General features: G+C 60.5%; 15 protein-coding genes. 8 read left to right on the forward strand and 7 right to left on the reverse strand.

The genetic code is table 11. The features are described 5' to 3' along the window. Positions 1-27: 27 nt before the first annotated feature. Genes M0D68_RS08065 through M0D68_RS08085 form a run of 5 tightly spaced genes read right to left on the reverse strand, consistent with a single transcriptional unit; the run spans position 28 to position 5,103 of the window. The gene (locus tag M0D68_RS08065; RefSeq protein WP_200619083.1) at positions 28-1,137 is read right to left on the reverse strand and encodes a flavin reductase; all 1,110 of its coding nucleotides are present in this window, start codon (positions 1,135-1,137) and stop codon (positions 28-30) included. Next, entirely contained in the window at positions 1,134-2,156 is a 1,023-nt protein-coding gene (locus M0D68_RS08070; protein WP_200619084.1) for an LLM class flavin-dependent oxidoreductase, read from the reverse strand. The genes M0D68_RS08065 and M0D68_RS08070 overlap by 4 nt, the downstream gene beginning before the upstream one ends. Positions 2,157-2,194: 38 nt before the next feature. Beyond that, complete coding sequence (locus M0D68_RS08075) at positions 2,195-2,560, reverse strand: VOC family protein (protein ID WP_093639997.1); 366 nt, start codon at positions 2,558-2,560, stop codon at positions 2,195-2,197. Between the two features lie 58 nt (positions 2,561-2,618). Next, positions 2,619-4,280, reverse strand: coding sequence for an AMP-binding protein (locus tag M0D68_RS08080; protein WP_266224187.1), 1,662 nt, complete (start codon positions 4,278-4,280; stop codon positions 2,619-2,621). A gap of 34 nt (positions 4,281-4,314) precedes the next feature. Next, positions 4,315-5,103 (reverse strand): enoyl-CoA hydratase/isomerase family protein, encoded by a 789-nt coding sequence (locus M0D68_RS08085; RefSeq protein ID WP_266224143.1) that lies wholly within the window; start codon positions 5,101-5,103, stop codon positions 4,315-4,317. A 329-nt stretch (positions 5,104-5,432) separates the two neighbouring features. Here M0D68_RS08085 and M0D68_RS08090 point away from each other — a divergent pair, with 329 nt between their 5' ends. From M0D68_RS08090 to M0D68_RS08110, 5 genes are all read left to right on the forward strand, one after another. After that, positions 5,433-6,440 carry a zinc-binding alcohol dehydrogenase family protein gene (locus tag M0D68_RS08090; RefSeq protein ID WP_266224144.1) on the forward strand — a complete coding sequence of 336 codons (1,008 nt, stop codon included), beginning with the start codon at positions 5,433-5,435 and terminating at the stop codon, positions 6,438-6,440. A gap of 247 nt (positions 6,441-6,687) precedes the next feature. Then, on the forward strand, positions 6,688-7,368 hold the full coding sequence (locus tag M0D68_RS08095) for a TetR/AcrR family transcriptional regulator (protein WP_266224145.1): 681 nt from the start codon (positions 6,688-6,690) through the stop codon (positions 7,366-7,368). A gap of 193 nt (positions 7,369-7,561) precedes the next feature. Next, positions 7,562-7,846 (forward strand): DUF4148 domain-containing protein, encoded by a 285-nt coding sequence (locus M0D68_RS08100; protein ID WP_093639982.1) that lies wholly within the window; start codon positions 7,562-7,564, stop codon positions 7,844-7,846. Positions 7,847-8,110: 264 nt separating this feature from the next. Continuing rightward, positions 8,111-8,710: an NAD(P)H:quinone oxidoreductase gene (gene wrbA, locus M0D68_RS08105; protein WP_093639979.1), complete on the forward strand. Its 600-nt coding sequence runs from the start codon at positions 8,111-8,113 to the stop codon at positions 8,708-8,710. Positions 8,711-8,855: 145 nt separating this feature from the next. After that, on the forward strand, positions 8,856-9,833 hold the full coding sequence (locus M0D68_RS08110) for an alpha/beta hydrolase (RefSeq protein ID WP_266224146.1): 978 nt from the start codon (positions 8,856-8,858) through the stop codon (positions 9,831-9,833). 53 nt (positions 9,834-9,886) lie between these two features. Here the strand turns inward: M0D68_RS08110 and M0D68_RS08115 are convergent, their stop codons facing one another. Next, a complete protein-coding gene (locus M0D68_RS08115; RefSeq protein WP_093639973.1) occupies positions 9,887-10,804 on the reverse strand; it encodes a LysR substrate-binding domain-containing protein in 918 nt (305 codons plus the stop codon). A 199-nt stretch (positions 10,805-11,003) separates the two neighbouring features. On the opposite strand from M0D68_RS08115, the gene M0D68_RS08120 reads away from it, so the two are divergent. Both M0D68_RS08120 and M0D68_RS08125 read left to right on the forward strand, forming a co-directional pair. After that, positions 11,004-11,702, forward strand: a complete 699-nt coding sequence (locus tag M0D68_RS08120; protein WP_211705638.1) for a pirin family protein — start codon at positions 11,004-11,006, stop codon at positions 11,700-11,702. Positions 11,703-11,750: 48 nt separating this feature from the next. Continuing rightward, positions 11,751-12,173 carry a DoxX family protein gene (locus M0D68_RS08125; protein ID WP_093639967.1) on the forward strand — a complete coding sequence of 141 codons (423 nt, stop codon included), beginning with the start codon at positions 11,751-11,753 and terminating at the stop codon, positions 12,171-12,173. 101 nt (positions 12,174-12,274) lie between these two features. On the opposite strand, the gene M0D68_RS08130 is transcribed toward M0D68_RS08125, so the two are convergent. Then, positions 12,275-13,159: a LysR family transcriptional regulator gene (locus M0D68_RS08130; RefSeq protein WP_266224147.1), complete on the reverse strand. Its 885-nt coding sequence runs from the start codon at positions 13,157-13,159 to the stop codon at positions 12,275-12,277. 102 nt (positions 13,160-13,261) lie between these two features. Between M0D68_RS08130 and M0D68_RS08135 the strand changes: the two genes are divergently transcribed. Beyond that, on the forward strand, positions 13,262-14,128 hold the full coding sequence (locus M0D68_RS08135) for a pirin family protein (protein ID WP_266224148.1): 867 nt from the start codon (positions 13,262-13,264) through the stop codon (positions 14,126-14,128). The last annotated feature ends 87 nt before the right edge of the window (positions 14,129-14,215 follow it).

Raw genomic sequence — 14,215 nt, forward strand, 5'->3', positions numbered from 1 at the left:
GTCGCTTTAACTTGGGCGAATGCCAACTCACGCTTCTCGCAATGCAGCGGAGATCTCATACGCGGCGGCTTTGAGGGCTTCTGCGCAATGGCCGTCGGCCGCGGCATCGAAATGCTCGGCTGGGCCTATCGCCGTCAGTGCCAGCACGGCCATGCCGCTCGGGGAAAGAATGGGCACGCTGATGGCGTTGGCGAGCATACGGTCGTCGTAGAACGGAGCGGGGCGCCTCGTCGCAACCTGCGAGACCCTGACGGATTCAAGTACGCTTACGAGCGATTCCGCAGTGGGGAGCACTTCGCCAGACGCTTGCCGTGCGTTGTCACGCAGTTCCGCTGTCACAAATCGATCGACGGCTTCGGGCGGAAGGAACGCCGCCAGCGCCAGGCCCGAAGCGGAAGAAGTCACCGGCAGCACAAGCCCAAGCGGCAGATCGGCGGCCACAGGCGTGGTTGCGGCTTGCCATGCGATCACCGTGGGACCGTGATTGCCCCATGCTGCGAGCGCAAGTGTCTTGTCGAGCGTATGCGCGAGCCGCAACATGGCGCGGCTCGCCAGCCGGACGGCATGCGGCTGCGATTTCATCGTACCCGCGGTTCCGAGCGGCGCGCGGCCGAGGTCGTGTGGGTCAGCAACCAGATACTGTCCACCGCCGAATACCAGCGGCCGACGCGTGCTCTGGCGTATGCATTCCACCGACCCGACAAAAATCACGTGGTCGCCGCCCGGAAAGCGCGAGACCACCTTGCACTCCAGCCATGCGCTGCAATCGCGCAGTAGCGGCAGTCCGTCGACCCCAAGGTCATAGTCGATGCCGGCGAATTTGTCCGGCGACCGGGTCGCAAAGTGATTGGCGAGCTCGTATTGATGTTCAGCGAGGATGTTGATAGTGAATCGCCCGGCATCCCTGAACGCGGTGTGGCTTCCCGCAGAGGTCGCCTGGCTCCACAGGACGAGAGGCGGATCCAGCGAGACCGAGGAAAACGAATTGGCGGTAAGGCCATGCATTTTCCCCTCGCCATCGAGCGTGGTGACCACGGTGACGCCGGTGACGAAGGACCCGAGCACGTCTCTCAACTGACGCTTTTCGAACGTCCTGACGGCAGGACGCTCCTCGTCTAACGAAATGCTTCCGCTCATGACAGAACCTTTTGCGACTCGCTGAACGCCGGCATGACGGACTCGTGAAACAGGCCGATCGATGTCTTCGCTTCGGAGACGGACATGTCTCCGAACGTGAATGTTCCGATGAGGTAGTTGAATGCCCCTTCGTGTGCCTGCTCCAGCAGCTTTTCGCGCACGGTCTCCGGTCGGCCCACAACGGCCAGACCCGATTCCACGAGCGGCTCGATCGTCGGCGGAAGCTTCTGGTTGACCGGTTCCGTCCCGTGCTTTTTCCAGAGCTTGAAAAAGTTCGGATGGAAAACCGACCATGCTCGCGAAGCGATTTTCATCGCCTCCTGGTCCGTTTCAGCGACCACGATGTAGCGATTCACACCGATGAGCGGCTCCGCGGCGGACGGGTGCCGCCTGGCGAATTCTTCGCGATATCGATCGGTGATGGCTCTGACTCGCTGAACCGGGCCGCCACACACGATGTTCATCTTCTCCTGGGCCGGCCATACCGTCGACTCCGGCGATGCCAGCGCGTACCAGGTCGGAGGGGGTGTCTGCAGTGGTTTGAGTTCGATCGGCATGTCGTTGAATTGCCAGAACGTTCCCTGATAGTCGAGCGTATCCGAACTCAAATACCGCTTGATGATTTCATACGACTCGACGTACCTCGCCTGGGCCGTGGCCGGATCGATACCGAGCGCCTCGATTTCGTGAGGCGAGGCGCCGCGGCCCACGCCATACTCCAGGCGGCCGCCGCTCAGATTGTCGAGCATGCAGATTTCTTCAGCGAGACGGACCGGGTGGTGGATCGGGAGAATGTAGACGAGCGGTGACAGGCGCAGTCTCTTGGTGCGCTGTGCGGCAGCGGCAAGAAACACGCTTTGCGACGGGCAAGCGCTTAGCGTGGTCGCGTGGTGTTCCGACATGTGATAGGCATGGAAGCCGAGCCTGTCGTAAAGCTCGATAATCTGCATCCTGTCTTCGTACTGCTTATGAATAGGCAGTCCATTGCGATCGTTCTGGTCGAATATACCGAATTTCATGATTTTTCCAGTAAGTGCGAAGTGTGTGATCTTCTGACTTAACGGGTCGAAGATTTGCTGAATACCTGAAAGATGTTCTCTTCCGGATCCTGGTAGGTGGTTACGATGCCGTGTGTGCCCATGTCGCGCTGCGCGAGTTGCCGGCCGCCTGCGGACAGGATCTTCTGCCGGACCTCGTCCTGTGCCTCACCGGCGACCTGGAAGACGGGGACGGCCCCAACGGCTCCCTCTGCCGCTTCCTCCGCCGAACTCAGTGCAAACGCGCTGCGCTGCAGACGAAATTGAGTCCACTTGTTCTCGTCGCGAAACTGGACAGGCATCCCCAGCGCCGACGCATAGAAATCTTCCAGCCTGACCATATCCTTCGCGACGAAGTAGATGGTTTGTACGTCAACTTCTGCCATGGCGGCACTCCGGTAAATGGTTGTAGCGGGATTGATGTGACCTCGTTGTCAAGGCGTATCACGCTGTGTGCTGTTCTTCCAGTCCGAGTTCTTCACTCATGATTTGCCGAATCACGTACTTCTGGATTTTTCCCGTCACGGTGGTCGGAAACGAGTCGACAAAGCGAATGTATTTGGGCACCTTGTAATGCGCTATCCGGCCCTTGCAAAATTCGCGGACTGCTTCGTCGTCGAGAACCGGCTCAGGCCTGACGACGATCCACGCGCAGAGTTCTTCGCCGAAGTGCTGGTCCGGTACGCCGACCACCTGCACATCAAGCACGCCCGGGCAGGAATACAGAAACTCTTCAATCTCGCGGGGATAAAGGTTTTCACCGCCGCGGATGACCATATCCTTGATGCGCCCGACGATGTTGACGTAGCCATCCGGATCCATCGTGGCGAGATCGCCCGAATGCATCCAGCCTTCGGCGTCGATTGCGTCGCGCGTCCGGTCGGGTTGGTTCCAGTAGCCGAGCATGACCGAGTAGCCGCGGGTGCAGAGTTCGCCGGTCTGGCCGCGCTCCACAGTCTGGCCGGTGAGCGGGTCGATAATCTTTACGTCGAGGTGAGGCAACACCTGGCCTACCGTGGATACCCGCCGCTCGACTGGCGTATCCGTCATGCTTTGGCAGCTCACAGGGCTCGTTTCCGTCATGCCGTATGCGATCGTGATCTCGGGCAAATGCATTTCGCCGACAACCCGCTTCATGATCTCGATAGGGCAAGGCGAACCAGCCATGATGCCGGTGCGTAGACTGCTCATATCGAACTCTGCAAAGCGCGGGTGATTGAGCGCCGCGATGAACATGGTCGGTACGCCGTACAGCGCCGTGCATTTTTCTGCCTGGACAGTCTCCAGAACGGCTTCGGCGTCGAAGCGCTCCGCAGGGTAGACGATCGTCGAGCCATGGGTCAGACAAGCCAGGTTGCCCATCACCATGCCGAAGCAGTGGTACATCGGAACCGGAACGCAGACTCGATCCACGTGAGTGAGCTTCATGCACTCGCCCACGAAGAAGCCGTTGTTCAGGATGTTGCGATGACTCAGCGTAGCGGCCTTGGGAAGCCCTGTTGTCCCGCTGGTGAACTGGATGTTGACGGCATCGTCCGGGCGCACGGCGCGGCGTACGTCCTGAAGCTTTGCGCTGTTTGCATCGCCGGAGCGGAGCAGGTCGGAGAAGCGTTGCGCGCCGGCTTCATCCGGACAGTCCGCATCGTCGATCCACCAGATCGTCTCAAGGCTCGGAAGCCGGGCCTTTCCCAGCTCCCGCAACATGTTCAGATACTCGCTCGACCGGTATCGGACCATCGTCACGATGGCTTTGCACCCCACGAGGTTAAGCGCATGCTCCAGCTCAGAGGTCCGATAGGCCGGGTTGATGTTGACGAGTATCAACCCGGCCTTCGCCGTGGCCAACTGCAGTAGCAGCCAGGCGAGGTTCGTGTGGGACCAGATTCCGATCCGCTCGCCCGGCTTGAGTCCTGACTCGAGAAGCGCGGCCGCAAGCCGATCCGATTTTTCGCGAAGTTCGCCGTAGCTTAGCTGCACTCCTTCATGCCGGCTGACTACCGCGACGTGCTCACCCATCTTGCTGGCGATCTCGTCAAATGAATCGCCAATGGTTTTGTCGATCAGCTTTGGGGAACGTGTTCCGCGCTGATATGAAAGTGTGTTCATCGGACTCTTCCGTGCAATGCGCCTGACAAACGGCTTATTTGCCGACAAATACGACCGGAGTCGGTTCTTCGCCTCGAGCGAAGGCTTCTGCACGCGCAGTTCGCCCTTTCCTGGCGTCTTCCGTCATGTGCAGCCCCATGGTGAGGTCGAGGATCAGCGAGTCCGCACCGGGCACGCCGCCGCCTGACCATGCCTTGAGAAGGGCCCGAATGGCGCCATACGAGCGCGTAGGGCCGTTCGCAAGCTTGATGGCGAGATTGTCGGCAACGTTTTCGACCTCATCTTCGCCGACGACGAAGGCGGCAACGCCGAGCCGACCGGCGGTCGCGCCGGACATGGGTTCGCTCAGCATCGCGTAGCGCGCGGCATACGCACGACCCGCTCTTTCCGCGAGGCGCTGCACGCCGCCAGCGACAGGCGCCGAGCCAACGGACGCTTCAATGCAACGGAAGGTAGCGTTCTCCGCCGCGACGATGAAGTCGCAAGCAAGAGCGAGTTCGAATGCGCCGCCGAACACCGCGCCGCGCACGGCGGCAACTGTCGGGATCTGAAGGGATTCGATTGACCGATAGGTATGGTGAATCTGCGAGATGAACGTCCGCCAGTCATCGAAATCTTTGTCGATGAAATCGAGGACGTCGCCGCCCTTGCTGAAATCGGGGCCTTCCGCACGGATCAGGAGCGACCGGATATCGGTCTTGCTGGCGTCCCGGACGGCCTTTTCAAGGCAGTCAGCGAAATCAGCCGCGATGAGATTGGAGGGCGGGTTGGCCAACACGATATGGCCTACGTTCTGACGACGTTCAAAGTAGATGCTTTCCATTGAAAGGAATCCTTAATAAATGATGGCGATCGTAAAAACCTCGATGTCTCCTGCCGGGCACTGCACTGCATATATTCAACAATAGTGAATGCGTGCAGCATTGTTGTATATTAGGATGCCGGTGGAGACGTGTCAACCATTCGCTGATGACGTTCTGCCGTGCGCAATGGTGCTTTGCCATTCGGGACACTGGCGAGCGACCGTTGTGGATATAGGATTCCAGACGGGTCGAACCACAAACCATCGGCAATTTCAGTCGTTAGCGATTTGACCTGTGCTTCGCACGGCCCAGCCGAAAAAGTTCGGCATAGGCGACATTGGAGAATGTAATGAAGGCGATTGGCTATAAAGCAAAGGGTGGCGTCGAGGTTTTGACCGAGCTCGAACTTCCGATGCCGGAACCTGGCCCACGCGATTTGCGGGTCGCCGTGAAGGCGGTGTCGGTGAATCCTGTGGATGTGAAGCGCCGTCGCTGGGAGGATCCTTCGGAGAGTCCGCTGCCGAGAGTGTTGGGCTACGACGCGGCAGGCGTGGTCGACGCGGTTGGAAGCGAGGTCACGCTCTTCAGGCCGGGCGACGAGGTCTTCTATGCGGGGGCGATGGATCGCCCCGGGACCAACTCGGAGTTTCATCTCGTCGACGAGCGGATCGTCGGGCCTAAGCCCACCTCGTTGTCGTTCGCCGAGGCGGCGGCCTTGCCGCTTACTTCGATAACTGCATGGGAAATGCTCTTCGATCGCATGAAGGTGCCGCGTGGCTTGCACGCACCTGGCGGCACGCTGCTCGTTCTGAACGGCGCAGGGGGCGTTGGCTCCATGCTGATCCAGTTGGCGACCCGCCTCACGGGCCTCACTGTCATCGCTTCTGCGTCCCGGCCCGAAACTGTCGAGTGGGTGAAGAAGCTCGGCGCGAAGCACGTTGCGGACCACAGCAAGCCCATCGACGAAGCGCTGCACGCAATCGGCTTCGATGGCGTGGACTATATCGGGGCGATCACTTCGATGCCCGGTAGCGCCCCCAGTCTCGCCCGTGCGTTGAACCCCCAAGGCCATATCACGCTGATCGACAACTTCGACGACAGCATTGCGCCGTTCAAGCCGAAGAGCATCACGATTTCGTGGGAGATGATGTTTACCCGGTCGCTGTTCCAGACAGCGGACATGGATGCGCAACACCGCTTGCTGAAAGAAGTGTCGGAGATGGTTGACGCCGGCCTGCTGCGGACGACGCTCACGCACGTGGAAGGGCCCTTGACGGCAGCGAATCTTCGCCGCGCACACGAACGGATCGAAACAGGAAAGGCTATCGGGAAGACCGTGCTGGAAGGCTTCCAGTAATGATTGTCGAGTGTCGTTTCCGCGTGGCTTGGTCAGCGCCGCGTCATGATTGCGGGGTGTTAACCACACTTGACATTATATTTTCCAATCGTATAGTAATGCGACGAGGCGTGCATGGAGCGACATGGCTTACGAGCCGATGCTTCCAGCGTCGATCACGCGAGATTCGCAAAAATGCTTTGTCGGAAGAACCGCTGCAACAATCTTTGATGCCGGTTCGGCTGCTGACACAGAGGATGGCTAAACGATGTGGAAAGCATTGGTGGATGAATTTGCTCAGCAGGATGAACGTGAACCCGACTCATTGCGAGTGGCGCGGTCCGCGATCCGGCGAAAGAACGGCAGACTTCCGGAGGCTCCAACGGACGATCTCCGGAACACCATTCTTGAAGCTGCAGTAGCGCTTTTCTATCGCGAGCCGATCGAGTCGTTGAACCTCGATCGGCTCGCCGATCAAACGCGGCTCAGTAAGCGCCACATCTATCGAATTTTCGGCTCGCGCAAGGCGTTTCTACAAGCTTATGCTGAGCTGCTCTGTGATCGTCAGCGTGCGCAATGGCGGGAAGCTGGACATCGATCCGGCGAGGAGCCTGTCCAGCACTTGCTCGAGCTCTTTATCGATGTCGCCGTCGAACTGGCTTCCGATAGCCATCAGCCCAGGCAGCCGCAATTGTCGCCGATACAGTTCTCCGACGAGGATCATCCTGTCAGGCTATCGCGTATCGAACTTGGCCGGGAGTTTCGCGCACTATTGATGCGACTGGCTATTGCCGCACATGCAGTAGATGCCGAGGCGTTGGTGGATACCTTGATGATGCTTTGGGAAAATGCCACAAGCAACGCCAGATCAGGCAGCGATTCCCGGCGGGTCGCTCAGCGTCTGCCGACCCTGGTCGACCACGTCATCAGGAGCTATGTGATGTTGTAGGCACGCAGGGTGGAGGTCGCATCATCCGCTCTTGCATACTCAACGGCGACGTTCGCCGATTGTTGCCGCATCAGCAACAGAGAGTTCAAAAACTAGTACTTACCCTAACGATTTTTGCCCTTTAGACTGCGTGCAGCCTTGGCAGCGAAGCTGCTCTGAAGCGCAACTAAAACAATCGTTGAGGTAGGTCACCATGAAGTCGTTCACCAGGATGGTTCTCATTGCTGCTGTTTTTGCAGCACCCGTCGCATCGTTCGCCCAGTCCAGTCAGCCGGTAAGCCGTGAGCAGGTGCGTGCGGAGCTGGCTCAGCTCGAGAAAGCCGGTTACGACCCGCATGACTGGCTTCACTATCCGGAGAACATCCAGGCAGCTGAAGCAAAAGTCGCGGCGCAAAATGCCGCAGCCCAAGCCCCTGTTTCGGGCTACGGTGGTGCTGTTGACGGAACGTCCCGTTCAGGCGCAGCAAGCGGTCTGTAATATCGATGTAAAAGCGCGATTCTCGAAGATCGCGTAATTTGCGGCTGAGGCTTTCCACCGGTATTGGTGGGAAGCCTCAGCCGCTTTGCTTTATGGGCGTCTGCCAGCCATTATTCGAATGCGTTGATTAACTCTTGTCGTTCTGCCAAAAGCAACGATCCGTTGCACCCGCGGAGCTATGCGCCTAGGCATTTCAGCCGTAGCCTTCAGGTCGAGTCATCATTTCCCACCGTGGTACCACGCAGGTATAGGAAGGAGATCGAAATGTCGAAAGTTCTGGTTCTATATTATTCCTCGTATGGCCATGTCGAAGCGCTAGCGGATGCCGTCGCCGAAGGTGCGCGCTCCACGGGCGCCACGGTCGACGTTAAGCGCGTGCCGGAGACTGCGCCGGCGGACGTAGCCAAGGCCGCGTACTTCAAGCTCGACCAGCAAGCGCCGGTAGCGACCGTCGCCGAACTCGCCAACTACGACGCTATTGTCGTCGGCACGCCGACCCGATTCGGGCGCATCTCGTCGCAGATGGCGTCATTCCTGGATCAAGCCGGTGGGCTATGGATGAGCGGTGCATTGAATGGCAAGGTTGGCGGTGCGTTCACGTCGACGGCGAGCCAGCACGGCGGCCAGGAAACGACGCTGTTCTCGATCATTACCAATCTGCTGCACTTCGGCATGACCGTCGTCGGCCTGCCGTATAGCCACCAGGGGCAGATGACGCTGGACGAAATCGTCGGCGGTTCGCCGTACGGCGCCACGACCATCGCCGGTGGGCAAGGTCAACGCCAACCGAGCGCAATCGAGCTCGCCGGCGCTCGCCACCAGGGCGAACTGATCGCCCGAACGGCCAACAAGCTGTTTGGCTGAACGTTAGACCTGGTCGCACCGTTGGCGCGCGCATGAGACGGCCAGGTGGAAATCCGCCTGGCCGGCATGACCTGGATACGGACCGTCCTTCGACATTCGCCGAGGACCGGTGCCATTGACAACCATTCATTCGAAAGAGCTGAGCATGCAACGTTCGACAACTGAAGGTGCGTTGAAGGATTTCGTCGTAACCCATCCGCTCGACCCGGAAGACGCGAAGATCACCGCCGCGGCGCGAGCCATGGCAAGCCCCATGAAAGGCAAACTGAGGGGCATCGAAGCACGCGAGCCTTTCGACGCCATGATGGAGCGCGTTTCGCCACGCGACGACGTGAGCTTCGAAGCCGACACGGTTGGCGGCATTGCGGGCCTCTGGGTTCATCCTGCGCATGCCCGGTCTGACGAAGCGATCCTCCATCTGCACTCCGGATGGTTCAACCTGGGAAGCGCCAAAGCATTCCGTCACCTTGTTGGGCACATCGCCGCGAGGGCGGGCGCGAGCGCATTTATCCCGGACTATCGGCTTGCACCCGAGCATCGTTTTCCCGCGGCCGTCGACGATGTGCTGGCGTCTTACCGCGGGCTCGAGGAAAGGGGAATTCGCCGGATCGCCATCACGGGCGACTCTGCCGGCGGCAATCTCGCCCTGGTACTCGCCGCACGCGTCTCCGCCGACGCGGCTTCCGCGAAGGCGGCGCTTGTCGGCGTGGCCGCACTGTCGCCGGTTACCGATCTGACGCTCACGAGCGAGACGTATGTGACGCGCGCGGATGCCGATCCGTATTTCACCCTTCCGCAAGTCGCGGAACTGGTGCACGCCTATCTGGGGAGTGCCGACCCGAAACTTCCGCTGGCTTCGCCGCTCCACGGGCAGCTTTCCGGCTTGCCTCCCGTTCGCATTCATGTCGGCGACGACGAAGTCTTGCTCGATGATTCGCGCAGCTATATTGAGCGTGCGGTGGCCGCCGGAACCGATGCCCGGCTCGATGTCTGGATGGGGATGCCGCATGGCTTCGCCGGCAGCGTTGGAAGTTTGAAGGCGTCGGCACAAGCGCTGGATGCCATCGGCGGGTTTCTCACGGAGAAGCTGCAGGCAGGCGCCGACCCGCATACAGCACGCTGAAACCGCGCAGAAGGGCGGGCTCGTTGCGTGCCAACGCTCAACGAACGAACGCTCTAGCGCTGCCGGTTCTGACCTTCGAATCCGGCCACGAGCGTATCGAGCAAATGACGCACGGCCGGCACCATGCCCCTGCGCGTGGGAAAGATCGCATGCACGAGGCCCGGCGTGCTAGCCAGACCCGGCAGCAGGTGCTGCAGGCGGCCGGCCTGAATATCAGCCTCAACCAGTTCTCTCGGCAGCATGGCCACGCCGACACCGGATATCGCCGCCACGCGAAGGCTCGCCAGGTCGTCGGTGGCGAGGCGGGGCTGGTGCGCCCATGAGGTCACGCGCCCCTCAGCGTCGACCAGATTCCACACAAATCGCTCATTGCTGCTCGCCATGGAAAGGGTAGGCCATTCCTTGACGGATTCGATTGAGCTGGGCGCCGGATGGCGCGCGGCCAGTGCGGGACTGGCAACCAGAATGTGGATCGACAAACCCAACTGGCGGACGGCGAGATCGGTGTTCTCCAGCGGCGGCAGCCTGACCCGGATGGCAAAGTCCAGGCCTTCCTCGACGACATCCACGCGGCGGTTGGTTGCATCCAGCAGGACCTGGACATCAGGGTTGTCTTGCACGTATCGCGCGATGATCGTGGAGATTCCGGACTCCAGTAGGGCCACCGGGCAGGCGATGCGGACGGTGCCCTGCGGCTTGGAGCGCGTGCGCTCCACGATCTCTTTCGCGGCCTTGGCTTCCGCCACTAGCGCCAGGCAATGCTGGTGGAACTGCCGCCCGGTTTCCGTCAGGGAAAGGCTCCGGCTGGTGCGATTAAGCAGGCGAACGCCAAGCTCTTCTTCCAATGCGCGAACGCGCCGGCTGAGTTTCGAGGTCTGCAAGCCGAGGCCGCGCGCGGCCGCCGTATAGCTCCCACGCTCGACCACCTCTGCGAAGAGCCGAAGATCATTGAGGTCAGTGATTGCGTTCATAGGCGGACTTCAACTCCTTCTAATCGTTCTATTGGTGGCAACGAAACGTTTCATTGTAGGAGATATGCGCGAGTTCATTGCGAATATAGCATTCTTCCCATCAGCCGCATCACTTGTATCAGTGCCGAATCCGACCGGTCGTACAGGTGACAAGCGCCGCATCGGCGGCGGGAAATGGTGGCGAGAAACGGAGATGGACATGCTCACACACAGGCGTTGGGACTCACTGGACACGGCGAACCGGGATTGGCTGCGCGCGAAATACCATTTTGCGGTGAGCGCCGACGGCAATCCCGACCATGCCGCTCTCGGTCCCCTGATTGTGTGGAACGACGACGAGATCGCGGTTGGCAGCGGTTTCCCCATGCACGGGCATCGCGACATGGAAATCATCACCTATGTGCGCCAGGGCATGCTCGGGCATCGAGACACTTTGGGATCCGAAGGAACGATCCACGCAGGCGATGTCCAGGTCATGAGCGCCGGCACGGGCATACGCCACGCCGAGTTCAACAAGGGCGAAGTGCCGCTCAAGGTCTATCAGATCTGGCTGCTGCCGCGCAAAGCCGGTGGTGAACCCGCATGGGATACCAAGCCGTTTCCAAGAGGCGACCGGTCAGGGCGCTTTGTAGCCCTTGCCAGCGGGTTTGCCGGCGACGAAGGAGCGCTGCCGATTCGCGCCAATGCGCGCGTGTTCGGCGCAATGCTAAAGGCAGGCGAAAGCGTTCAGCACGAGTTGAGTGCGGGGCGTCGCGCCTATCTCGTCGTGGCCTCGGGACGCATCGAAGTAAATGGCGAGCCCGTTGGGCCGCTGGACGGCGTGGCGATTACGAAAGTCGCCGCGGCACAGATTTCTGCTCTTGAAGATTCCGAGCTGGTGATGGTGGACGCCGGCTAATTCTCTTTCTCTTAATCCACCTGCGTAAATTTATCTTAGGAGTTAGTCATGGAACGTTTTAAATTTCTTCCGTTGTTGGGTCGTGTTCTGATCGGTGCACCGTTTGTCATGAGCGGGCTGGGCAAACTCGCGGCGTATGGCGCGACGGTTGGCTACATTGCGGCCATGGGGCTGCCCGTGCCGCCACTCGCGTTCATTCTTGCCGTGCTGACCGAGTTGGGTGGCGGCCTGCTGCTGCTGTCGGGTTACCGCGCTCGCACTGTGTCGTTGGGGATGGCGGTGTTCTGTGTGGTCACGGCGCTGTTCTTTCACCATAACTTCGCCGATCAAAACCAGATGATTCACTTCCTCAAGAACGTGATGATGGCCGGTGGTCTGCTGCAAATCACCTGGTTCGGCGCCGGCGCATTCAGCCTGGACGCGCTCACCGGCCGGACAGCTTTGCGTGTCTCGCCTGCGAACGCGAGCTAAAAGTCTGATCCGCTGAGACGACCGGCCAACCAGCTGACCGGCTGGCTCGTCTCACCGGGATCGGCGCTCGCTGCAACGCCAGCGGGGCGCTGTCATACCGCTTACTTCCCCAACTGTGCAATGAAGGCGCGAGCGGCCGGCCCCGGCGGCGCGTCCTTGCGGTAAACCACCTTCATCGGCATCGTTACGTCGCGCGGCAGGCCTTCAATGCGAATCGCCACCAGGGTGCCGCTGTCGAGATCCTCCTTGACCATGTGCAAGGGCATATGCCCCCAGCCCAGGCCGGCCTTCAGAAATGCATACTTGGCCCCCAGATCCGCGAGCCTCCACGTCGAGGTGGACAGCACGCCGAATTCGCGTCCCTCGGTCAACGCGGTTCGGTCGCTGAGTACGAGTTGCACGTGCTTCCTGATTGCGGTGGCGGAAACGATGCCCCGGCTATTTGCGAGCGGATGAGCGGGGCCGACTACCGTCACCAGTTTCAGCTCGCGCAAGGATTCGACCTGTAGTTCATCTGTCACGATCGGCAGCGTGCCGATCACGCCAATGTTGCAGGTCCGGTCGAGCACCAGCTTCATCACACCGCCCAGCGCCTCGACATAGAGCCGCAGCGGCGTGTGCGGATAATCCTTCTGGGACTGAGCCGCCGCGCGCGTCAAACTATCCATGGGGTACATCACGTCCATCGCGACGGAGAGTTCGGGCTCCAGACCCTCTCGCATCGCGCGTGCTCGCGCCTTGAAACCGTCGATCGTGTCAGCCACTGAGCGGGCGTCGAGCAGCAAGCTCTTGCCTGCGTCGGTGAGTTGCGGGTAGCGGGCCGTGCGATCGAACAGCTTCACTTCGAGCTGTGCCTCGAGATTCGCAAGGGTCTGGCTAACCACCGATTGCGCGCGCCGGAGCTTGCGTCCGGCTGCTGAGAAGCTGCCTTCATCGACCGCGGCGATGAAGGTCCGAAGCTGGTCAAGCGTTACGCCGTCAAGCATATCCATCGCTCCAAACGATACCTAAAATCTAAAAATATAGGCTTTTCAGATGGAGTGCAAGCTCTTACCTTACGTGTATCGCGTTTTTCTTAAGGCAGAGCCATGAACACCGACACAGCCATACTCACCCCGATCGCAGAGACAACGCTGGCGCCGCGCCGGGTCGCATTTCGCACCACTGGCAGTGCGCACGGCGGCATTACGCGTCTCGCCAGTCCCTCCGATATCGGCGAGTTGATCAAGCCTTTTGTGTTCCTCGATCACGCCGTGGTCGTGCCGACCGGCAAGCCGATGTTCGGGATGCACCCGCACTCGGGGCTCGCCACACTCACCACCGTGCTGAGTGGCGGAATTTCCTATGCGGACACGACCGGCAAGAGTGGCGAACTTCACGCCGGCGGCCTCGAATGGATGAAGGCCGGCAATGGGGTCTGGCACGACGGAAACGTACTGCCGTGCGAAGCCGTGCGCCTCTTTCAACTCTGGGTCGCGCTGCCGCCCTCGCAGGAGAACTCGCCGGCGGAAAGCCAGTACATTTCGCCAGCCGAGGTTCAGCGGGATGGGCCGGTTCGCGTCATCATCGGCCGCCACGGATCGGCGACGAGCGATATCCGCGCGCCTGAAGGCATCAACTACTTTCATGTTGAACTGAACGCCGGGGAGACGTGGCGCTACGTGCCGCCCGCCGGACACAACGTCTCGTGGCTGGCGATCGACAAGGGGAGGCTGAATGCATCCGAGCCGATCGAGGCAGGGGAGCTCGCCGTATTCGAGGAATCCGACGGGGCGCCCATCGAGTTGCATGCCGAGCAAGCGACATCGTTCGTCATCGGCTCCGCAATCAAGCATCCTTATCCGCTGGTGCTCGGCTACTACTCGGTGCATACGAACGCCGATGCGCTTGCGCAGGGCGAGGCCGAGATCCGTCGCATCGGTCGCGATCTGGCCACGCAGCGCCGCGCCCGGTAAGCGCGGACATCGATGGAATGCGTGCCCGCCGTAGAAGGGTTCCCCGTGACGGTAAGTAAGTCACGGTAACCCCGGCGGGCACGATCT

The organism is Paraburkholderia sp. SEWSISQ10-3 4 (genome assembly GCF_030464785.1).
Taxonomy (GTDB): Bacteria; Pseudomonadota; Gammaproteobacteria; order Burkholderiales; family Burkholderiaceae; genus Paraburkholderia; species Paraburkholderia aspalathi.